Genomic DNA, 20,361 nt, shown 5'->3' on the forward strand with positions numbered 1-20,361 from the left:
GTTTCCGCCTGCTTCAGCAGTCCACCACCAGGGGAAAGTGCGCGCTGAGCGGATAGTCCGTGACCTGGATCAGTTCCACTCCGTAGAGAGAGGCGATGGCGGGAGCCTCCGATTTCTCGTAGGGCTCGCAGTAGTAGATGGTTTTTACGCCGTGGGCGCACAGGGCCTGCATGCAGGAGGTGCAGGGCATTGTGGTGCATGCCACCACCCTGGCCTCTCCGCGGCGGAACAGGCTGCACAGGTTGATTTCCGCATGGAGCATGTATTTCTGGCGTTCGTCCCGGCTGGCCCAGAAGGAGTCTTCCGCCTTGAATCCGGGGTAGAGCCCGTTGTAGGCGGTACCGATGACGCGGTTGTCCGCATCCAGGGCGGCGGCGCCCACCTTGCGGTACGGGTCTTCCGACCGCAGGGCCGCGGCATGCGCCAGGGTCATGACGTATTGCGGGAAGGGGAGGCGGGGATGGGATGAGTTGCTATTCATGATTGGAAGACTGGAGTTCCGCTAGGAAGCCTGATTCGTCCAGGTACAGGTTGGGGGGCAGGGAGTAGGGCGTGGACAGGGTGGCGCCTGCAATGACGGTGGAGGAAGGCGGGTTCAGGTAGAAGCCCGGCAGAAGGCGCCCCCGCGTCCGGGCGCGCATGCCGAGCTGGACGGTGCCGTCATCCAGCTTGAAGACGCTCCTTTTCATGGACATGGCCAGGATGATGCCGCGGTCCGTGGCAAAGCAGGGCCGCCAGCCGATGTTGGGCAGGACGAGGTCTCCGGAGCCGCTGAAGTCATACAGGGGTGTGCGCGTTTCCGGAACCAGGCTGTAGAGCCTGCGGCGCAGGAAGTCGGAACCCGCTATCTGCCTGATTCCTTCCGGCATGCTGTGGTCTCCGTCCCCGATCAGGTAAACGGGCGTGCCGGTGAGGATAGGCCACAGGACGGCGGCCACCGTTTCATGGACTTCTTCGTGTCCCACGCTGGTGAGGAGGAGCTCCCTGGGTTGGAGCGCGTTCACCCGTTCAAGCTGTTGGGCGTTCATCCAGAAGTCGCACAGGCGGCTCTGGGAGCGGGAGCAGTCCAGCAGGGTGGCCAGCCATTTCCGGAGTTCCGGGTTTTCGGCTTCCACGGTGTCGTTCATCAGGCATTCGGCTATCTCGTAGCCGGTAAGGCGCGTGTTTTTGGCTGTGACAAGAGGTTTGTGGCCGATGTGTTCCAGATGGTTCAGAATGGCGTCCCTCCCGATACTGGCTGCGATTTCCAGGCAGGTGGAGGAGAGCTCCCGCAGCGTGTTGATTACCATCGGCGGATTGACCGCATCCGGCGCGATGGGTTCGCCGACGGCCGCCGTGAAACGGTAGGGGACGTGGAGGGGGGCCTTGGAGAAGAAGCGGTTGCCGGAGTAGGAGAAGATGCTGCCCCACAGCTCGTCCATATAGATGGGAATGATGGGACAGCTGGATTTTTTGGCGAGCATTTCCAGCCCCCTCCGTGCGGCGCACAGGGTGCCCGTGCGGGTGAGCTGCCCTTCCGGGAAGATGCAGATGACTTCCCCGGCCTTGAGGGCCTGGATGGCCTTGGAGAGGGATTCCCGGGGATTCCGGGAGGAGATGGGGAGGCAGTTGAAGAGTTCCAGTATCCAGCCGAGCCAGCGGATGGCCACGAATTCCTCCGCCACGATGAAGCGGATGGGGCGCGGACAGATGAGGGAGAGGAAGAGAGCGTCCCCGTAGGTAACGTGGTTGGCGACGATGATGGCCCCTCCGTCTTCCGGAATACGGTCCTGGTGGATGATGCGGGAACGGTACACGATCCGCATGATCCAGAGTCCCATCATGCGGATGAATTCGCGGGGGATGAGGCGGAATGCCACGATGGTGATGACCACGCCCAGAATGGCCAGCACCCAGAATTGGTTCTGGACGGAGAAGATGTTCCTCAGCATGAGCTGGAATCCTACGGCCACCAGGCCCATGATGCAGTCCATGAGGTTGCCGGCGGCGATGACCGTGCTCCGGTTGGACGGTTCGCAGTTGTCCTGGAGATGGGCGTTCAGGGGCACCAGGTAGGCCGCCGCAAAGGCGCCCGTGATGCCAAAGCCGATGTTGCTGGCGAGGGAGCCGGGGGGGAAGAAGGACATGGCGATGCAGCCGACCGTGAAGCCGATGGCGCCCAGCGGGATCAGCCCCAGCTCGATTTTCTTGCGGCAGATGATGGAGGCAATGACGCCTCCGACCACGGTACCGCCGCTGAGCCATGCCATCAGAATGGCGGCGGACATGCTGAATCCGGCGTCGCCGATGGGATGCTCCTGGGCAATTTGCAGGGAGATCAGCATCAGCGCCCCGGCCAGGAACCAGAAGTAGGAGATGCCGATTTCACTGAGCCGCAAGTCACGCTGGCTCCACAGGTATTTGAGCTGGACGAAGTGTTCGTAAAAGAGTTTCCATTCAAATTTCCGCGTCTGCTTGGAAGGATACCGGGGCAGGAACAGGGCGGCTATCGCTACGGGGATGGCAATGAAGGTGAGGATCATGGTGGGGAAGGCCGCCGCCTCCCAGCCGTCATTGGAAGATACCTGCAGGATGTCGAACCACACGAAGATGCCGATCTGGGCGGCCAGCATGGAGAGGATGAGGCTCATTTCCATCAGCCCGGAGGCGTACCCGAGCTGCCGGGACCCAACCATGTCCTTGACCACCCCTTTTTTCGCGGGACTCAGAATGGTTGCCTGAACGGAAAAGACGCAGAACCAGAAAACAGCCATTTCTATGTTTTCATACCTGAAGCACAGGAACATGGCCCCCAGCACCAGGATTTGCAGGAAGGACATGAATTGGATGATGCGCGCCTTGCAGAAGCAGTCCGCCAGCCATCCCACAAAGGGGGAGAACAGGATATAGGGCAGTACAAAGATACAGCCCAGGATGTATTGGAGGGAGTTGACCCAGGAGTCCGGGCCGTATGCGATGTTGTTCGCGGCCAGCCAGACGCCCAGAGGGATCAGCAGGAATTGGGCCGCCTTTTCATTGAAGGCATTTTGGGCTTGTATGAGAATCAGGGAATAAAACCCCCTCCATTCCTTTTTCGAGGGTGTTTTTTTCTTAGATGTCTGTACGTCATCCATGTGGGGCGGATTGTAGCAGAACGTACCCGCTAGGGAAGGATAATCTGTCTATTGCATCCCTGGCGCCGGAAGTGCGTTTTCCTAAAATTATAAGGCATCTACGAACGTTTTTTCATATGACTTGCGGAGAACCGCCGTCTGTCAGCGTGCCGCCGTGATGCTGTCCGGGAGCGTTGCGGCGGCTGGGAATTCCGGCCGGGGAGGGGATTGTTCCGTGAACTCGCAGCGTGGAGTGTTTCGTTTTTGGAAGGATAAAACAATCCTCTGAAGTTGTAGTGATTGCGGGGAAACGGCTCCCGTCGGAGTGCGCCTATGGTTTTTTGAGAAGATTGCTGTTTGAGCTCTTTCATCTATTGCGGATGCTTTCATCCTGAGTTTTATTCCGTCCCGGTGAAGATGGAGGGAGGATCACGGCCTGTTCCGGCAGCTTACTGTACAGCGCCGGACAACCGGTTATGACGGACGCGCGGCGTTGCACCATTTGCCTCGATATGTTCCGCAGGGATGTTGTCCGGGCGGTGTGCCGGTGTTTTTCCCTTTGGAGAGAAAATGCGGCGGCTTCTTTCCGGCGGAAGAACTGGTTAGCGCGTTTCGTAAGATATGCTTTAAACGGGAATTAAAGGGCCTTGGATGATTTGAAGAGGGGACGGGGAGACCGTAAAGGCGTTCCTCCCGGAAAGACGGTTTTTCCGGGAAGTCAGCGGAATAAGTGGGGAGGGAGGGGGACGACCTGTTCCCGAAGCTCAAGAATTCCCTTGTCATGAAGTGTTTCGGCAAACGGGCTTTATGGTTGACAAGAAGGTGGGGGGTCGTAGGATGGCTTTGAAATATATAACCTGAAGAGAGATTATATGAACACTTCCCAGACGATTGGCATGCTTTTTGCCGCAGGCGCAGTCCTTTTGCCTTCCTGCGAGACGGAACGCATTAATGAACGGCCCATCGGCATTTATCCTACGGAGAATGTCTATCCGTCCGGCCCCAATGCCCTTGGGGGCCAGGGTAACAGCCTGCTGAGCGAAGTTCAGGGAGGAAATCCTCTGGATCCGTCGTCCGCGCAGAATTCCGGTTTCAATCCCGATCCGGCCCGGACCGAGGAAGGAACCATCAACCGTCTTCTGGGCGGGGGAAATAATAACGCTTCTTCCCAGCCTGCCGTTCCCAGTCCCACGGTTCCGAATCCAGTGGGCAATCCTCCCGTCACCGGAATCGCCCCGCCCAAACCTGTGGAGCCCGCCGCCAATTCTTCCATTCCCGTCGCCTGGCCTACGGGCGATCCCACCGTGGTGGTCAGTCCGTATGACCGCACCAAGAAGATCAAGATTTTGAACAGGAGCACGAACAAGCCCTATCCTTCCGGAACCGTCCTGCGGGATACCAATTTCCCGAACGAGGTCAAGAAGTTCCGCGTGCCCTGATGCAACGGCGGAATGATGCCGGCCGCGCCCTGGACATGTTCCGTGTTCCGGGGCGTTGATGTTTCCGCCCGCAAGACCATGAAAGACGCCTCCAAGAAACAGCCTTCCTTTTCTTCCGTAGCCATTGCGGGGCCCGGCTTGCTGGGGGGCTCCCTGGCGCTGGCGGTGAGGGCGCGGATGCCCCATGTCCATGTGCGCCTGTGGGGCAGGAGGCCGGAACCGCTAGAATACGCTCTTTCCATCGGTGCGGCGCATGCCGTTTCCACCCGGGTGGAGGAAGTAGTGCAGGGGGCGGATCTTGTTGTTCTGGCTACTCCCGTAGGGGTAATGCCGGATATTGTGACCGCCATGCTGCCGGCCTTGAAGCCGGGTGCCGTTGTGACTGACGTGGGTTCCGTGAAAGGATGCGTGCACCAGTCCGTGGGGGCTGCGCTGACGCGGGCCGGAGTGGCGTTTATCGGTTCCCATCCCATGGCGGGTTCTGAGAAGCAGGGCATGGAGCATGCTTCCGCGGAGTTGTTCCAAGGGGCTACCTGTATTTTGACGAATGACGAACACGTGCATGAGGATGTCCTTCTTCTGCTCCAGAGGTTTTGGGAGCGCGCAGGCTGCCACTGCATCAGGATGCAGGCGGCGGTTCATGATTCCACTGTGGCTCGCATTTCCCATATTCCGCACGCTCTTTCCGCACTATGCGTTCACAGCGCCTTGGACGGAGGTGATGTGGAATTGCTGGGACTGGTGTCCGCCGGCGGTTTCCGCGATACCACCCGGGTTTCCATGGGGGAACCATCCATGTGGGCGGAGATTCTGACGGAGAATTCCCCGGCCGTTCTGGAACGGCTGGACGCGGCCCTGTCCCAGTTGGGCGACGTGCGGAAGTTTTTGGCGGACGGGGACAAGAAGTCCCTGGCGGAATGGCTGAAAAAAGCCGGCGAGAGCAGGGCGCAGGCTCTGGGGCTGTAGGTTTTCCGGAGATTTTTTCCGTGTATGATACGCCCCGGGTTTGCAGGGATAAAAGACGGCTGTTATCAAATTGTTAACAAACGGGCATGGACGGAACGGCTTTCCGTTTTATACTTGCCGCATGCGTTTACCTGCCATGAATAACCGCCGTTATCGCCGCCACGGGCGCGGATTGCACCGCGCCGCCGCCATTGGGAGTTTTCTTGTCCTGGGGCCGTCAGCCTATGCCGCCGTGGACAAGCCGGCAGCGGAAGAGGATGTTCAGGAGATGCCGGAACGGGTGATGACCATCCGCTCCAAGTCCCTGCGGGCGGAGACGGTGAGCACGGCCACGCTCACGAACATGAAGACGGAAGAGGTTCCGCAGACGGTAAACGTGATTACGCGGGATTTGATGGAGTCCAAGGGGGCCGATTCCCTGGTGGAGGCCCTGCGCATGGATTCCTCCGTCAATACAGGGGGGGATATGCTGATGTCCCGCACGGCGGACCAGTACACCATCCGCGGTTTTGCAGGCAGTGACGTGCAGATAGGCAATATGCCCCTTCCGCGCGGCATGGGGTACGGCATGGATACGTCCCTGGTTGAGAATATTGAAATCGTCAAGGGGCCCATCGGCTCCATTGCCGGCGGCCAGTCCAGCACGCTGGGACCCTACGGGGCGGGCGGCTCCATCAACCTGGTTTTGAAGACGCCGGAGTTTGTGGACAGGACGGAGCTGACGGCTTATGCCCGTTTTTCCCACCACGGCCAGAAGTACCGCATGACCATTGACGATACCCGCTACCGGGGCGACGAAACGAACGGTTTCGCCCTGCGCACGGTGGTCGCCGCGGAATACGACCGCCCATTCTGGCTGAACGGGGGCGCCAACGGCGGCCAGAAGTACACGGTTTCCCCCATTTTCCGCTGGCAGCATGATTCCCGCACCAAGACGGTGCTGACGACCAGTTTCCAGTACCAGAATTCGCCCACCTATATGGGCATTCCCGTTCTGGCCGGCCATTTTGTGGGACCTTACGACGCCTGGTACGGTTCTCCGAGCGGCCGCCTCAATTCCAAATCCCTGCTGGCGATGCTGGATTTTGAACGCAAGCTGGAAAAGGTCTGGACGGTGCGCATCGGCGGCGGTTTGGGCTACAGCGACGTGGATTATAATATCTGGGGCGTTTCCTCCTCTCCCGGCCGCGGGGGCGGCATGACTACGCAGGAGTATTACGACCAGATGATCGCGGACGGGAAGGCCAAGTATGAGGCTTCCTGGAGCGACACGCAGAATATCAACTGGAATTTCTATTCCAACGCCCTGGCGGAGTTCAAGACCGGGCAGGTAGCGCATGAAGCGCTCATGGGAGTGTCCTATACGGGGCGCAGCGTGTATGGGGACGGCTCGTCCATGAATAACACGAACGATTATTTTTCCCTGTATAATCCGGCCCCCGTCATTCCTTCCCCCCGTGATTATTCCGGCGTGAATTCGGACGATTCCGTTATCCAGCGCGCAGGGTTCCTGTTGCAGGACGTGCTGTCCTACGGGGAATGGCGATTCCTGGCCGGCGTGCGCGGCGACGCCCATTTCAGCATGGAAAACAATTACGCGTTTGCCTGGAGCCCCCGCTTCGGCATCACCCGCATGATCGGGGAGCGCGTGGCCCTGTTCGCCAATGCCGCCCGCACTTCCGCACCCAATTTCGGCTACAAGGATGAGAATAACAAGGAGCTGACCAATTCCTGGAGGACGGACCAGATGGAGTTCGGCTTCCGCGTCAGCCCGGTGGACAAGGTTTGGTTTTCCGCCTCCTGGTTTGACATCATCCAGAATAATACTCCCGTGACTTTGCCAGGCTCCCTTGACAGGTATTATGCGGACGGCTCCAAGCGGGCGGAAGGCGTGGAACTTTCCCTGAACGGGGAGATCACCAAGAATTGGAGTTCCTATCTTTCCTACACCTACACGCGCACCAAGAACCGGACCACCGGGGAAGTATATCCCACCATTGCGCCCAATGCGCTGGCCATCTGGCAGAAGTACCGGATTGACGGCGGCCTGCTGAACGGGACTGTGCTGGGCCTGGGCTACCGCTGCAAGGATTCCTATTACGCTACGTTCCGCGGGGAGAAGATTGCGGATAATTACACGATTCCCTCCTACAGCGTGTTCGATTTCACCGTGGAAATTCCCCTGCCGGAAACCAAATGGCTGAAGGACGCCACGCTGAGGCTGGCCGTATACAATATTTTCGACAAGAAGTACGTGCAGTCCACGCGCCACGCCGTTCAATGCACCGTGGGCGATCCCCGCACGTTTGAAGTAGGACTGAAGACCACATTTTAATCCATCGTTTCCGCCATGAGCTCTCCCGTTATTTCCGTCAGCCGCCTCAAGCGCAGTTTCAAGTCCGGCACCGGGGAGGTAACGGTGCTGAAAGATATCAGCCTGACTGTTTCCCAGGGAGAGTTCGTTGCCGTCATGGGCGCGAGCGGTTCCGGGAAGAGCACTTTGCTGAATGTCCTGGGAGGGCTGCTTTCCCCGGATGAAGGCTCCGTGGTGGTGGACGGCCGGGATATCGGCTCCATGTCCGATGCCGCCCTGACGGTGTACCGGAGGGACCGCGTGGGTTTTATTTTCCAGATGTTCAACCTGGTGGGCACCCTGAGCGTGGAAGAGAATATTCTGCTGCCTTCCCTGGCGGGGGGACGCAGGGTTTCCGCCGCCGCGCTGGATGCCATGATTGAGAGGGTAGGGTTGTCCCACCGCCGCCATGCCATGCCCGATACGCTCAGCGGCGGGGAGCAGCAGCGCGTGGCGATTGCCCGCGCCCTGATTTCCGAACCCGCCCTGGTGCTGGCGGACGAGCCTACGGGCAATCTGGATTCCGAAAACACCCGACTCATGGGCGATTTGTTCCGGGATTTGCACCGCACGCAGGGCTGCGCCTTTGTGCTGGTGACGCACGCGCCGGACGTGGCGATGTGGGCTGACCGCGTGATCGTGCTCAAGGACGGCCGCATTGTGGACGACAGGCCCACGACGGAGTTTCCCGGTCCCGTGGAACTTTCCTCTTTTTATGAACGCACGCTAAACGACGCCTTATGACGCCGCTGCCCAAACTGATCTGGCGGGATTTGCTGGCCAACCGGGGGCGCGTGGCCGTCAGCGTGTTTGCCATTCTCGTTTCCGTCAGCCTCATCGTCTGGATGATGGGGAGCTATGATACGCTGGTCAAGGAGTTCGACAACGATGCCGAGGCCTACATGGGCAGTTATGACCTTTGCCTGGTGCCGGAAGCGCCCAGGGGGCCGTTGCCTCCCGGGGGGCAGCCCCGGTTTGCCGATCCGGAACTGGCCGCGCGCCTGGCGGCCTCTCCGCTGGTGGAGTCCGTCAATGCCGCCTGCCAGGTTCCGCGCCTGCAGATCGGTTGTGCGAATGAACGCGGCAGTTTTGACGAGCAGACGCGCGACCGCATGGGCATTCCGCCCCAAAGTCCCATCCTGGTGGGGAACCTGGCCGCAGAATGTCCTTACGACCTGGAGGAAGGCGTCTGGCCCGACATGGCGGCTTCCACCGCCATGGAAGGGGTGCTGGGAAGCGGAAGCGCCAAGTATTTCCGCGCAGGCATAGGTACTGTCATGAGTGTGCGCGTTGGTGCGCATGTGTACGATGTGAAGGTCGTTGGCATCGTGAAGCAGGCAAAGGCGACGCCCGGCGTCATCATGGGGCCGGGCGGCATGGGGGGCGGTCCCGCTTTTTCCTCCCTGTTTGTTCCGGCAAGCGTGTGTGAGAAGATCACGGGGCGGCCTTTTGTTCCCAATCTGATTTATGTGCGCCTGAAGGAGGGGGTGGACAAGAAGGAGTTTGTGGAGAGTTTCCGGGAGGAGCTGTCCAGGGCTTCCGCCGCCGTGGCGGATACGGATTCCATCATCCAGCGGCTTTCCAGCGACCGTTCCGTACGCCAGCAGAAGGACAGCGCGGAAATGTCCGTGTGGCTCGTTCTTTTTTCCTGCGTTTTTATTATTTTCACTACCTTGAGCATCGGCGTCAGCGAACGCACGCGCAGGCTGGCCCTGTTGCGCGCCCTCGGCATGAGCCGCATGCAGATTGCCCTGCTGATTGTGGGGGAAGGCCTGTTTCTGTGTATTCCGGCCCTGCTGGGCGGCCTGGCCGCCGGGTTCTGCCTGGTGTACCTGCTGGAGGAAGGTTCCTCCACGCTGCCTTCCCTGACCTGGACGACGGCACTGGTCGCGGCCGCGTGCGCCGTAGGCGGCGCTCTGCTGGCCTCCGTGATTCCCGCCTGGCGCGCTTCCCGCCAGTCTCCGCTGGAGGCGGCCGTTCCTTCCGCCGGATTTATGGGGAAGGTGAGCCGCGTTCCCGCGTGGTCCGTCCTAGCGGGCCTTGTGTGCGTGGCGCTCCAGCCCGCCGCCCTGCTTTTTCCGGGGCTGGAGGTGGAGACCCGCAAATGGATGTTTGTCTGGCTGGGGTATCCCGGCCTGGTTGCCGGCGCCCTGTTTCTGGCTCCGGCCTTTGTCCGCGCCACGGAATGGGCCGGAGCGTGGCTGACGGGGCTTTTTCTGCGCGTGCCGCATGCGTTCCTGAGAGTCCAGCTCAGCCGCAATCTCAGCCGTTCCGTGGGAACGGCGGTGTCCATGTCCGTGGGGCTTTCCCTGTTTGTGGCCGTGCAGACATGGGGATATTCCATGCTGGTTCCTTTTTCTCCGGATTCTTCCACGCCCGGAACGCTGGTTTCCTTCCTGCACACAGAGTTCCGGCCGGGAGATGCGCCTGAGTTGATGGCGCGGCCCAGCCTGAAGGGTGCCCGGATGTATCCCATTTACGTGGATGAACCGGATATTTCCCCGGAACAGATGAAGAGCCCCGGCTTTTCCGGCATGCGCAACCGTTCCGTGGTGCTGGCGGGCATTCCCGTGGAGAAGATGGCGGAGGGGAAAGATCCCCTGTTCCAGCCCGTGTTTGTCTCCGGCAATCCGGAAGAGGCCTATGCCATGCTGAAGTCCACCCGTTCCCTGCTGATTCCGGATACGTTCGCGCGGACGGTGGGATTGAAGGCGGGAGATGATTTGATGCTGGTGAATCCTTCCTCCCGGGGGAACCGCCCGGGGAATGCGTCTGAGGGCGGTTTGCGCGGGGCGCGGGGCGGCGCTTCTTCCGCCGCCATGAAGGGGGAACCCTGGAAGGTGGCCGGCGTTGTCTCCTTCCCCGGCTGGCACTGGCTGACCAAGACCAGCGGCATGCGCGTGCGCCGCGGCGGTTTTGTGGCCGCCCTGGCTATTGCGGATGAACGCTGGCTCAAGGAGGATTACGGCCACCAGGGGTTCCAGTTCATTTGGGGGGATACGGCTCCCGGCGTGACTAATGTGGCTCTTCAGGATGATTTGGGCGAGTTTGCCCTGATGAAGGCCCGCGAGCGGGCGGGAGGGGAGGAAGGCGTGAAGCCGCTGGTGAAGGCTCTGACCCGGGAGAGCCTGGGCGGCAGCGTCACCAGCCGCGGGGACAGCGTGATTTTTACCATGAGTCAGCTTCCGATCATCATGATGGTGATTGCCGTGCTGGCGGTTCTGAATACCGTGCTGGCCTCCGTCCAGTCCCGCCGCAGGGAATTCGGATTGATGAGGGCGGTGGGCGTGCCGGGAGGGATGGTGATGCGCATGCTTTGGGCGGAGACGCTGATGATTTCCCTGTGTGCGGTCATCATGAGTCTGGTGCTGGGCGTTTTGGCGGCCTGGTGTTCCATCCAGATTCTGGAGTACGGTTATCACTTCGGCATTGTTACGCCTCCCATCACGATGCCCTGGGCACATCTGGGGTATGCCGTGCTTCTGGTGCTGACCCTTTCCACATTGGCCTGTCTGGCGCCTGCCTGGCGCATGAAGAGGGCTTCCGTGACGGATTTGCTTTCAGCGGGCGAACGGTAGTTTTTCCAACGGGATAGCCAGGGGACTGGCCGCTTTGAAAGCGGCTGGGGAAGTGTCTTGCTTTCAGGCAAAGGTAACTGGACGATATTTTTTAATATGGTTCTTCCAACAGATTTTATCTCTTCCCGGAACAGGGGCTGGACTGGGTGTTGTCTGAGGCTGGCGTTTGCGGGGCTACTTTCTTTTTTACTGTATTTGGCAGTACTGCTGATTGTTTTATGGTATTATTTTTCCCTGGAATGCGGGGTTTTCACGATGCCGGGGTGAGCGGCGCGCTGCCGGCGGCGGCATGGTTGGTGGTGATTTTTCCGGTGTGTTGCCATGGGACAGTCTGATGTGGGAGTCGTTTTTTGAGCTCGTAGGCGTGGCTGATGTTCTGGACATTGTCCGTGCTTTTCACCATATTGTTGACGGAGAAGAGAGGCAAAAATCAGCATGGGCCTTCTCCTTCACAAAGACGGTATGAAAAAGAAGATTGACGTAGATTCATGGCCTAGAAAGTCACATTACGAGTATTTCCAGACTTTTGACTGCCCGATGTTTTCCATTACGTTTCCCGTCAGGGTGGATGCGCTGTACCGTTATTCCAGGGAGAATGGGGTGTCCTTTTTTGCCGTGTGCCTGTTTGTGCTGCTGAAGGCACTGAATGAGGTGCCCCAGTTTCGGCAGAGGGTGGAGGACGGGGACGTGTGGGAGTATGAGTCCGTGGATGCCCTGGTTCCGGTTCTGGCCGCCGACGGGGAGTTTTCCCAGATTGTTGTGGAGTACCGGGACAGTCTGTCCGGTTTTCTGGAACATGCCCTTCCGTTGATTCAGGCGGCCAAGGGTGAACCCGCCTGTGCGAATCCCTGCCACCGGACGGATATTGCCGTGTTCAGTTGTCTTCCATGGATGCCGTTTACGCAGGTAGCCAGTGCCTACAGGTCTTTCCGAGGGCAGTACCTGCCTCTGATTCACTGGGGAAAGATGGAACCCGATGCTTCCGGCAGATTGATGATGCCCGTAGCCGTTCAGGCCAATCATGTACTGGTGGACGGCGTGCATGTTGGGAATTTTTATAAAAATATTGAATATTTATGTTCTCGATTTTAAGATAGGGCCCTATGGCCTCCCTGCTGCGTCCGTCCGGTGATTACCGCTCTCTTCTTTCTTACCAGAAAGCGGAACAGATTTATGATTTGACGTATTATTTTTGCAAAACATATTTGTCGTGCCGCGACAGGACAGTGGATCAGATGGTTCAAGCCGCCCGCTCAGGGAAGCAGAATATTGCAGAAGGCAAGGAGGCGGGGCTGACATCTCTGGAGATGGAGATCAAGTTGATAAATGTCGCCAGGGCCAGTCTGGATGAATTGCTGGTGGATTATGAAGATTTTTTGAGGGTAAGGAAGTTTCTCTTGTGGGAGAAGGATTCCCGGGAAGCGCAGTTTGTCAGGAAAAAAGGAGCGGACAAGTCCGAGGGACGGAATTATTTTCTGGATCTGGCACGGACGCGGCCACCGGAAGTGATAGCCAATATGGCGATTTGCCTGATTTTTCAGGCCAAGTTTTTGTTAATGAGGCAGCTTGAGTTTTTGGAAGGGAAGTTTCTCAGAGAAGGAGGGATGAGGGAAAGGATGAGCCGGATGAGGAGGGCGGTGAGGGATAGGGGTGATAGGGGTGATAGGGGTGATAGGGGTAGGATGGAAATTCCCTATAATCCCTAAAATTCCCTATGGTTCCTATCACCTCTATAGACTAACTCTATAAACCCTACAATTTTTCCAGAATTTTAATTTTCGGCCAGGCAGCCCGGGCAGTTTTGTACCCAGTGGCCGGGGGATATTTCCGCCAGTTCCGGTTCCCGGTCTTTCAGGCATAGTTCCGGTTTGCCCAAGGTGTTTCTGGGGAGGAAGCTGCATCCGCAGGGGGGGTGCATCATGTTGGGAGGAAGGCCGGGAATGGTGTAAAGGGGGGCTCCCTTGGCGTGTTGGCCGGGGATGGATTTCATCAGAGCTTTTGTATAAGCGTGCCGGGGATGTTCCAGGAGTTCCCCGGAGGAGGCGCTTTCCACAATGCTACCTGCGTACATGACGTTGATGCGGTCTGCGTACTGGCGCACTACTCCCAGGTCGTGCGTGATGAGGATGACGGCGGTTCCCATGTCCCGCTGGAGTTTTTTGATCAGGTCCAGAACCTGTTTTTGGACGGTGACGTCCAGCGCGGTGGTGGGTTCGTCCGCGATGAGGATTTCCGGCCTGGTGATCAGGGCCATGGCGATCATGACGCGCTGCCGCATGCCTCCGGAGAATTGGTGCGGGTAGGCGTTCATGCGCTGCTCCGGGTCCGGTATGCCGACCAGGGAGAGCTGTTCCAGGGCTCTGGCCCACGCTTCCTTTTTGCTTATTCCTTCATGGATGATGAGCGGTTCCGCGACTTGTTCCCCGACGGTCAGATACGGATTGAGGGAGGTCATGGGGTCCTGGAAGATCATGGAGATGCGCCTACCCCGGATGAAGCGAAGTTCTTTTTCCGAACATTGGAGCAGGTCCGTTCCGTCCAGCATGGCGGAACCGCTTTCAATGCGGCCCGGAGGCATGGGGATAAGCCCCATCATGGAGTAGCAGGTAACGGATTTTCCGGAGCCGGATTCCCCCACGATGCCGAGCGTTTCCCCGGGCGCTACATCAAAGGATACGTTTCTTACCGCCCTGACGATGCCCGCCCTGGTGTGGAAGGAGGCGCTGAGGTTCCTGACGGAAAGCATGCCGGAGAGAGTGGGAAAGGTTAGTCGTTGCGCACGCGCGAACGGGCGGAGAAGATGACCGGAATGCCGGGGGCCGGGTAGTTTTCCCGGATTTTGTTGCGCAGGTATTGGGAGTAGCTGTCCGTAAGCAGGTTTTTGTCATTGACGAAGAGGACGTAGCGCGGTACCGGAATGGTGCTGTATTTGGGGTCCACGGCCGTGGTGACATAGTAGATTTTAAGCCGCCTGGCAGAGCCGCTGGAGGTGCCGGGCGGGTTCATCTGCTGGGCGAGCTGGATGAGGCGGTTGAGCTGTCCCGTGGTGGGGAGCGCCGCGGATTCCCGGCGGATGCGCGTGATGACCTTGAAGATGATTTCAATGCCTTCCGATTTTTTCGCGGAGGTGGTGATGAACGGCGCGTAGTTGATGAAGAAGAGCTCCCTGCGCACTTGTTCCTCTACTTCCGCCATGCGCTCCTTGCGCGGGGCGTTGGGGTGGAAGAGGTCGAATTTGTTGACGATGATGATGCAGGGTTTTCCTTCCTCCGCGATGATGCCGGCGATGCGGCGGTCCTGCTGCGTGATGCCCGCCGCGATGTCGATGACCAGCAGGCAGATGTCCGCCCGGCGGATGGCTTTTTCACTGCGCATGGCGGAGAATACTTCCACGGATGTGTCCCGCCGGGAGCGCGGGCGCATTCCGGCCGTGTCAATCAGGACGTAGGGCTGGCCGTCGTGGAGGTAGGGAATGTCAATGGCGTCGCGGGTGGTTCCCGCTACGTCGGAGACGATGGTGCGCCTGTCCTGAAGGATGGCGTTGACCAGGGAGGATTTGCCCGCATTAGGACGGCCTACGACGGCCACCTTGATGGGAGGGACCGTTTCCGTGTCTTCCACCGGAGTTTCCTCCATTTCTTCTTTCAGGGGCGCGCCTGCCTGCTTGAGGAAGGAGTCCAGTCTGGAGGCCAGTTCCGAAAAGCCCCGGCCGTGGGCGGCGGAGAGGAAGATGTAGTCGTTAAAACCGAGTCCGGAGAATTCACCCAGGTTGAGGTCCTGTTTTTCGTGGTCAGCCTTGTTGAGCAGCAGCATGACCGGCACTTCCGATTTGCGGAGATGGTCCGCGATGCTCTGGTCAATAGGGGTGAGGTGGTCCCGGCTGTCCAGGACGAAGAGGATCAGGTCCGCCGTTTTCATGGCTATGTCCGCCTCTGCGGCTACCTGTTCCGCAAAGCCGTCGCTCAGCCGGGCTCCGATGCCGCCTGTGTCCATGAGCTTGCAGGCATGGTCCGTGATTTTGCAGGGTGCGCTGATGCGGTCGCGGGTGACGCCCGGTTCATCATGCACGATGGCGATGCGCCTGCCCGCCATTCTGTTGAATATGGCGGATTTCCCGACGTTGGGCCTGCCTACGATCGCAATGGTGGGGACGTGCTGCATGCGCGCCATGATACGGGAACGTTCCAGGCAGTTAAAGACAATTCCGCGCCAACGGAAGACGGCTCCTTAGAAGCCTTACCCCTTGTGCCTGGCCTTATTGTGAAGGTAGAGGGCGACGGCTATCGTGATGACGTTGGGGAGCCACAGCAGGATATAGGGCAGCGCGGTTCCGCTTTTGCGGGACAGGTCCGCGAAGATGAGCGCCACAAAGTAGAGGGAGGCGATCAGGATGCCCATGGCAAATCCCGTGGAAGTGTCTTTCCGCCGGGTGTTGATGGCCAGGGGCACGCCGATGAGGGCAAAGACGATGCAGGCCAGGGAGAAGGAGGCGCGCCGGGGCAGTTCCGTGGCGAATTCCCGTGTTTGCCTTTCATCCAGGTAGCCGGGAGTGTTGAGGGCCTCCCTGATTTCTTCGTTGGTGAACCGGTTGGCCTTGATGCGGCGGCCGGAGCGCCTGTCCGTGCTGATGCTTCTGGGCATTTCATCCACGACCACGCTTCTGGAAATTCCGTTTTTTTCCTGCGTGGTGACAAGCGTGTTGAACAGATGAAGGTCAAATATCTTTTTTTCCGGAGAAAAATGGTAGGTGACGCGTTCCGCATGCATGGCTACGGCCGGGGATTTGTCCGAGGCCTTCTGGTAGATATGCATGCCGTAGATGAGCTTTTCCTCCGGTACATGCTTGTCAATGTAGATTTCCTGATTATCGAATTTGGTGATGGCTTGACCTTCCCGGAGCAGTCCCTCCGGGTTGATGGAGGCGGCTTTGATCAGAAGTTCGGAGATGGCCTGCTTGGCACGGGGCGCCAGGTCTATGTTGATCCAGTAGCAGAGGCAGGAAAGGGCAATGCCGATGGCGAGGGCGGGAGCGCTCAAACGCCACAGGCTCATGCCCGCCATGCGCATGGAGGTGAGTTCATTGTCTGAGGCCAGCCGTCCGTACACCAGAAGTACCGCAGTGAGGAAGCCCCAGGGAATGGAGAACATCAGGGAGAAGGGAATGACCTGGAAGATGAATTCCATGACGATGGTGAACGGGGCTCCGCTTTCCACCAGGAGGGGGCGCAATTCCTTGAACAAGTTCCCCAGCAGAAGCAGGGCGCTCAGGGACATTACCCCCAGGACCGTTACTCCCAGCAATTGTCGGGCAATGTATCTGTCAAAGATTTTCATGCAGTAAAAACGTGCGGTTTATTCTGCCCGAAGCCTGGAGACAAGTCAATCATGTGGACACCACAATCCATTTCCGCCTGAGGACGGGCGCATGTCCGGACAGCATGGGGTGTGTCCGGAAAGAGGTTGCCTCATTCCGGTCGATCGCTCTGCGGTTCAAGTTCCCTGAGCAGTCTTTCCCGCTGCGGAGGCAGTTTGCCGAAGTGGGATTTCAGAATGACGTGTGCGGGAATTCCGGGATGGGAAATGCCGTGCAACCGGGCGAGTTCCTGTTCAAAGTGGAGGACCGCCCGCACGGAAGGCACGTTTTTTTCCAGATAGGAGTATGCCCTTTGCAGGAGATCGTAGAATTCCGGAATGGGCGTGTCCGGTTCCAGCATTTGGAGGAACAGGCGCGCGAAGTAGCCTGCCGCGGAGAGCCGGGAGTAGTCCGCACGGAGGGAAAGGCGCGGGGAAATGAGGTCCACGGTGGTCAGCGTGTGCAGGTCGCCCGTTTTCGCCGGCGTCCACTGCATGCGGCACTGGTAAAAGAGGTCCAGCCGTCCGGCAAAGGGGCTGGATTGTTTTCTGGCTCCCTTGGCCGCCGTTCTGATGATGCCTTCTTCGGAGCACCAGACGACGATCAGGCCGTTTTCCCCCAGCGGGTAGAGCTTGAGTACAGTGGCTTCCGCATTCATGAACGGGATTTTTCCAGCCCTGTTTTTTCAGGCTGGTTCGGGACGGTTTGCCCGTAGGGAGAGGGCAGGATGCCGGCCTCCGTCATGGCGTCCGTAAAGGCCTGGAGGGCGCTGGTTCCCTGGTAGATGCGGAAGGCGGAGAATACCTGTTCCTGGGCTGCCTCCTGGTCACCTCTCAGATATTTCATGACTGCCTGGATGCAGTAGTAGTAAGGGGTGTCGTCCATGGGGCCGTAGAGACCTTCCAGCTCTTTGGCGAGCGGCTGGTTGTCAAGTTTGCGGGCGCAGATGTAGCGCTTGAATTGAAGGAGGGGGATGATGCCGTTTTTGTCCGTGTCCTTGAAATGGGGCAGGAGTTCCGTGAAGGCTTTCAGAGCCTTGGCATAGTCGTGGCTTACGTAGAGGGCTTCCGCCAGGTTGAATTGGACAGTGAGGTTTTCCGGGTCCAGTTTCAGCGCCTTTTCAAAGTTTTCCAACGCTTTTTCAATGTTGCGGATTTCAATGTAGCAGGCGCCGCGGAGGTTGTACAATCCGGGGTTGCCGTCAAAGATTTTTTCCAGTTCCAGGAGGGAGAAGAGGCTTTCCAAGGTTCTTTTTTGTGCAAAGAATCGTTCGGCCTCCTGGAATTTTCCGATGTATTGTTTCCTGGTTTCTTCCGGCAGGGTGTTGAATTTCTGAACCCAGGCGGGTGTTTGTGCAGCGGCTTCCGGCTGTTGGGAGGAAGCGTGGGGTATGGCAAATGTCAGGGCTGTGATGAGAAGGATGAAGGCTTTCATTGAGGATTGGGAGTCAAATGAGGAATAATTTTTTGTAGCGCGGCTTCCGCCGTGAGTCCATATTTTTTTCTGAGAATGGATTCCGAGCCGTGTTCGATGAATTGGTCCGGCCATGCGATAGCTTCCACGGGAATGGTGATTTCTCCGGCTTCCAGGGATTCCAGGACGGCAGAGTTGAATCCGCCGCGGATGGAGTGATCTTCAAAGGTGCAGATCACTTTGCTGCGGGAGGCATGGAGCCGGATGCATTCGTCGTCAAGCGGCTTGATGAAACGGGCGTTGACCAGGGTGACGCTGTAGCCGCGTTCTTCCAGGAGCGTGGCCGTGTCCCGGGCGATTCCGATCATGGTGCCCAGGGAAACGAGGAGGACGTCGTTTCCTGTTTGAAGCACTTCCGCCTTGCCGATGGGCAGGATTTCCGCCGTGGCGGGAAGGGGTACGCCGGAGCCGCATCCCCTGGGATAGCGGATGACGGTGGGGCCGTTCTGGTAGTGGTTCATGGTGCGGAGCATGTGGACGAATTCCGCTTCATCCTTGGGCTGCATGAAGACGACGTCCGGAATGCTGCGGATCATGGCGATGTCAAACAGGCCGTGGTGGGTGGGGCCGTCGTCCGGAGAGAGTCCGGCCCTGTCCATGCAGAAACGCACGGGGAGTTTTTGAAGGGCCGCATCATGCTGGATCATGTCCACGCAGCGCTGCATGAAGGTGGAGTAGATGGCTACGTAGGGTTTCATGCCTTCCGCCGCCAGGCCGCAGGCGAACAGGGCGCCGTGTTCTTCCGCGATGCCTACGTCAAAGTAGCGTTTGGGGAAGGCTTCCTTGAACAGGTCTAGCTTGGTTCCGCTGGCCATGGCCGCCGTGATGGCCGTGATGGATTCGTCCTGCTTCGCCATGTCCACCAGCGTGGAACCGAAGATTTGGGAGAAGGTGGGCGTAGGGGGGCCCTGCGTTTCTCCGTCGTGCACGCAGTAGGAGCCCAGTCCGTGGAATTTGGTGGGGTTGTCCAGGGCGGGCTGGTAGCCCAGTCCTTTCTGGGTGACTATGTGCAGGATGACGGGCTCGTTCAGGTCCTTGATGTAGTTCAGCGTGCGGATCAGCGTGGGGATGTCGTGCCCGTTCAGGGGGCCGAAGTAGCGCAGGCCGAATTTGTTGAACAGCAGGGAGGGGAAGATGAGGTTTTTGGTGGTGTCTTCCAGCTTGAATGCGAATTCCTTGGCCTGGGTTCCTCCGAGTTTTTCAATGAAGGAGGCGGTCTTGTCCCTCAGCCAGGAGAAGGTTTCCGAGGTTTGCAGAGAGTTGAAGTATTTGGCCAGGGCTCCCACGTTTTTGTCAATGGCCCATTCGTTGTCGTTCAGAATGGTGATGTAGCGCCTGGTGGTCTGGCTGATGTTGTTGAGAGCCTCCAGTGTGGTGCCGCAGGTGAAGGCTGCGTCTCCGGCGACAGCGACCACGTGGTAGTCCTCCCCTTTGAGGTCGCGGGCCGCGCACATGCCCAGCGCCGCGGAGAGGGCCGTGCCCGCATGGCCCGCCCCATAGGAGTCATGGGGGGATTCCGACATTTTGGCGAATCCGGACAGCCCTTGGTACTGGCGGATGGTATGAATTTGCTCGGCGCGGCCTGTGAGCATTTTATGGACATAGGCCTGGTGGGAAACGTCAAAGATGATTTTGTCCCGGGGAGTTTCAAAGACGCGGTGGAGGGCGATGCTTAGTTCCACCACTCCCAGGTTGGGGCCCAGATGGCCGCCGGTGACGGCAAGGGACTGGATCAGAGTGGAGCGGATTTCTTCAGCCAGCCGGGGGAGTTCCGCCTCCGGGATTTTCATCAGGTCCGCATGGTTATGTATGCTGCCCAGCAGTTCCGGCAATTCAGGTGAGGGAGAATTCATTAGTGTCTGGGTCGTCTGGTTCCGCACCGTCCTGTTCTTCCTGGGCGGTTTCCGGGTTGCTGAGGGTCTGGATGCGAAGTTCCGCATTGTGAAGAATGCCGCGGCAGTGGCGTATGAGCTTGTTGCCTTCTTCCACGAGGGCGATCATGTCTTCCAGCTCTGTGACGGGAGCTTCCGTCAGCCTGATGATTTCTTCCAGGCGGGCTACGGATTCTTCAAATCCGGGGGAGTTTTTCCGTTGTTTGGCCATATGG

At 58.7% G+C, this 20,361-nt stretch carries 17 protein-coding genes; 7 read left to right on the plus strand and 10 right to left on the minus strand.

Features of this window, described 5'->3' with window-relative positions:
• Window positions 1–13: 13 nt before the first annotated feature.
• Both HMPREF3039_RS09845 and HMPREF3039_RS09850 read right to left on the minus strand, forming a co-directional pair.
• The gene (locus HMPREF3039_RS09845; RefSeq protein WP_067570896.1) at window positions 14–481 is read right to left on the minus strand and encodes a deoxycytidylate deaminase; all 468 of its coding nucleotides are present in this window, start codon (window positions 479–481) and stop codon (window positions 14–16) included.
• Window positions 474–3,113, minus strand: a complete 2,640-nt coding sequence (locus tag HMPREF3039_RS09850) for an MFS transporter (RefSeq protein WP_067570894.1) — start codon at window positions 3,111–3,113, stop codon at window positions 474–476. The genes HMPREF3039_RS09845 and HMPREF3039_RS09850 overlap by 8 nt, the downstream gene beginning before the upstream one ends.
• Before the next feature lie 851 nt (window positions 3,114–3,964).
• Here HMPREF3039_RS09850 and HMPREF3039_RS09855 point away from each other — a divergent pair.
• From HMPREF3039_RS09855 to HMPREF3039_RS09875, 5 genes are all read left to right on the plus strand, one after another.
• On the plus strand, window positions 3,965–4,531 hold the full coding sequence (locus HMPREF3039_RS09855) for a hypothetical protein (protein ID WP_067570892.1): 567 nt from the start codon (window positions 3,965–3,967) through the stop codon (window positions 4,529–4,531).
• A 12-nt stretch (window positions 4,532–4,543) separates the two neighbouring features.
• Window positions 4,544–5,497 carry a prephenate dehydrogenase gene (locus HMPREF3039_RS09860; RefSeq protein ID WP_067570890.1) on the plus strand — a complete coding sequence of 318 codons (954 nt, stop codon included), beginning with the start codon at window positions 4,544–4,546 and terminating at the stop codon, window positions 5,495–5,497.
• A 121-nt stretch (window positions 5,498–5,618) separates the two neighbouring features.
• Window positions 5,619–7,832, plus strand: coding sequence for a TonB-dependent siderophore receptor (locus tag HMPREF3039_RS09865; protein ID WP_082770113.1), 2,214 nt, complete (start codon window positions 5,619–5,621; stop codon window positions 7,830–7,832).
• 15 nt (window positions 7,833–7,847) lie between these two features.
• Window positions 7,848–8,594 carry an ABC transporter ATP-binding protein gene (locus tag HMPREF3039_RS09870; protein ID WP_067570886.1) on the plus strand — a complete coding sequence of 249 codons (747 nt, stop codon included), beginning with the start codon at window positions 7,848–7,850 and terminating at the stop codon, window positions 8,592–8,594.
• The gene (locus HMPREF3039_RS09875; protein WP_067570885.1) at window positions 8,591–11,428 is read left to right on the plus strand and encodes an ABC transporter permease; all 2,838 of its coding nucleotides are present in this window, start codon (window positions 8,591–8,593) and stop codon (window positions 11,426–11,428) included. The genes HMPREF3039_RS09870 and HMPREF3039_RS09875 overlap by 4 nt, the downstream gene beginning before the upstream one ends.
• A 250-nt stretch (window positions 11,429–11,678) precedes the next feature.
• On the opposite strand, the gene HMPREF3039_RS13870 is transcribed toward HMPREF3039_RS09875, so the two are convergent.
• Window positions 11,679–11,855 carry a hypothetical protein gene (locus HMPREF3039_RS13870; RefSeq protein WP_231863906.1) on the minus strand — a complete coding sequence of 59 codons (177 nt, stop codon included), beginning with the start codon at window positions 11,853–11,855 and terminating at the stop codon, window positions 11,679–11,681.
• A gap of 35 nt (window positions 11,856–11,890) precedes the next feature.
• Between HMPREF3039_RS13870 and HMPREF3039_RS09880 the strand changes: the two genes are divergently transcribed.
• Together HMPREF3039_RS09880 and HMPREF3039_RS09885 are read left to right on the plus strand one after the other, a co-directional pair.
• The gene (locus HMPREF3039_RS09880) at window positions 11,891–12,520 is read left to right on the plus strand and encodes a CatA-like O-acetyltransferase (RefSeq protein WP_167506743.1); all 630 of its coding nucleotides are present in this window, start codon (window positions 11,891–11,893) and stop codon (window positions 12,518–12,520) included.
• Between the two features lie 11 nt (window positions 12,521–12,531).
• Complete coding sequence (locus HMPREF3039_RS09885; RefSeq protein ID WP_067570878.1) at window positions 12,532–13,134, plus strand: four helix bundle suffix domain-containing protein; 603 nt, start codon at window positions 12,532–12,534, stop codon at window positions 13,132–13,134.
• A 65-nt stretch (window positions 13,135–13,199) separates the two neighbouring features.
• Here HMPREF3039_RS09885 and HMPREF3039_RS09890 read toward each other — a convergent pair whose 3' ends face one another.
• From HMPREF3039_RS09890 to xseB, 7 genes are all read right to left on the minus strand, one after another.
• Window positions 13,200–14,174 carry an ABC transporter ATP-binding protein gene (locus HMPREF3039_RS09890; protein WP_067570874.1) on the minus strand — a complete coding sequence of 325 codons (975 nt, stop codon included), beginning with the start codon at window positions 14,172–14,174 and terminating at the stop codon, window positions 13,200–13,202.
• Between the two features lie 20 nt (window positions 14,175–14,194).
• A complete protein-coding gene (gene der, locus HMPREF3039_RS09895) occupies window positions 14,195–15,598 on the minus strand; it encodes a ribosome biogenesis GTPase Der (protein WP_231863907.1) in 1,404 nt (467 codons plus the stop codon).
• A 66-nt stretch (window positions 15,599–15,664) separates the two neighbouring features.
• Window positions 15,665–16,762 carry an LptF/LptG family permease gene (locus tag HMPREF3039_RS09900; protein ID WP_082770111.1) on the minus strand — a complete coding sequence of 366 codons (1,098 nt, stop codon included), beginning with the start codon at window positions 16,760–16,762 and terminating at the stop codon, window positions 15,665–15,667.
• A 131-nt stretch (window positions 16,763–16,893) separates the two neighbouring features.
• Window positions 16,894–17,439 (minus strand): DNA repair protein RecO, encoded by a 546-nt coding sequence (locus HMPREF3039_RS09905; RefSeq protein ID WP_067570872.1) that lies wholly within the window; start codon window positions 17,437–17,439, stop codon window positions 16,894–16,896.
• The gene (locus tag HMPREF3039_RS09910; RefSeq protein ID WP_067570871.1) at window positions 17,436–18,215 is read right to left on the minus strand and encodes a tetratricopeptide repeat protein; all 780 of its coding nucleotides are present in this window, start codon (window positions 18,213–18,215) and stop codon (window positions 17,436–17,438) included. Before HMPREF3039_RS09910 ends, HMPREF3039_RS09905 begins: the two co-directional genes overlap by 4 nt.
• Window positions 18,212–20,107: a 1-deoxy-D-xylulose-5-phosphate synthase gene (gene dxs / locus HMPREF3039_RS09915; RefSeq protein WP_067570870.1), complete on the minus strand. Its 1,896-nt coding sequence runs from the start codon at window positions 20,105–20,107 to the stop codon at window positions 18,212–18,214. The genes HMPREF3039_RS09910 and dxs overlap by 4 nt, the downstream gene beginning before the upstream one ends.
• Complete coding sequence (xseB, locus tag HMPREF3039_RS09920; RefSeq protein WP_067570868.1) at window positions 20,088–20,357, minus strand: exodeoxyribonuclease VII small subunit; 270 nt, start codon at window positions 20,355–20,357, stop codon at window positions 20,088–20,090. Before xseB ends, dxs begins: the two co-directional genes overlap by 20 nt.
• Window positions 20,358–20,361 lie beyond the last annotated feature (4 nt).

It is taken from the genome of Akkermansia sp. KLE1798 (genome assembly GCF_001580195.1).
Lineage (GTDB): Bacteria > Verrucomicrobiota > Verrucomicrobiia > Verrucomicrobiales > Akkermansiaceae > Akkermansia > Akkermansia biwaensis.

Excerpts from the sequence above, each read along its gene's own strand:
- HMPREF3039_RS09845 (WP_067570896.1), bottom strand. The coding sequence starts at position 481 with ATGAATAGCAACTCATCCCATCCCCGCCTCCCCTTCCCGCAATACGTC.
- HMPREF3039_RS09850 (WP_067570894.1), bottom strand. The coding sequence starts at position 3,113 with ATGGATGACGTACAGACATCTAAGAAAAAAACACCCTCGAAAAAGGAA.
- HMPREF3039_RS09855 (WP_067570892.1), top strand. The coding sequence starts at position 3,965 with ATGAACACTTCCCAGACGATTGGCATGCTTTTTGCCGCAGGCGCAGTC.
- HMPREF3039_RS09860 (WP_067570890.1), top strand. The coding sequence starts at position 4,544 with ATGATGCCGGCCGCGCCCTGGACATGTTCCGTGTTCCGGGGCGTTGAT.
- HMPREF3039_RS09865 (WP_082770113.1), top strand. The coding sequence starts at position 5,619 with ATGCGTTTACCTGCCATGAATAACCGCCGTTATCGCCGCCACGGGCGC.
- HMPREF3039_RS09870 (WP_067570886.1), top strand. The coding sequence starts at position 7,848 with ATGAGCTCTCCCGTTATTTCCGTCAGCCGCCTCAAGCGCAGTTTCAAG.
- HMPREF3039_RS09875 (WP_067570885.1), top strand. The coding sequence starts at position 8,591 with ATGACGCCGCTGCCCAAACTGATCTGGCGGGATTTGCTGGCCAACCGG.
- HMPREF3039_RS09880 (WP_167506743.1), top strand. The coding sequence starts at position 11,891 with ATGAAAAAGAAGATTGACGTAGATTCATGGCCTAGAAAGTCACATTAC.
- HMPREF3039_RS09885 (WP_067570878.1), top strand. The coding sequence starts at position 12,532 with ATGGCCTCCCTGCTGCGTCCGTCCGGTGATTACCGCTCTCTTCTTTCT.
- HMPREF3039_RS09890 (WP_067570874.1), bottom strand. The coding sequence starts at position 14,174 with ATGCTTTCCGTCAGGAACCTCAGCGCCTCCTTCCACACCAGGGCGGGC.
- der (WP_231863907.1), bottom strand. The coding sequence starts at position 15,598 with ATGGCGCGCATGCAGCACGTCCCCACCATTGCGATCGTAGGCAGGCCC.
- HMPREF3039_RS09900 (WP_082770111.1), bottom strand. The coding sequence starts at position 16,762 with ATGAAAATCTTTGACAGATACATTGCCCGACAATTGCTGGGAGTAACG.
- HMPREF3039_RS09905 (WP_067570872.1), bottom strand. The coding sequence starts at position 17,439 with ATGAATGCGGAAGCCACTGTACTCAAGCTCTACCCGCTGGGGGAAAAC.
- HMPREF3039_RS09910 (WP_067570871.1), bottom strand. The coding sequence starts at position 18,215 with ATGAAAGCCTTCATCCTTCTCATCACAGCCCTGACATTTGCCATACCC.
- dxs (WP_067570870.1), bottom strand. The coding sequence starts at position 20,107 with ATGAATTCTCCCTCACCTGAATTGCCGGAACTGCTGGGCAGCATACAT.
- xseB (WP_067570868.1), bottom strand. The coding sequence starts at position 20,357 with ATGGCCAAACAACGGAAAAACTCCCCCGGATTTGAAGAATCCGTAGCC.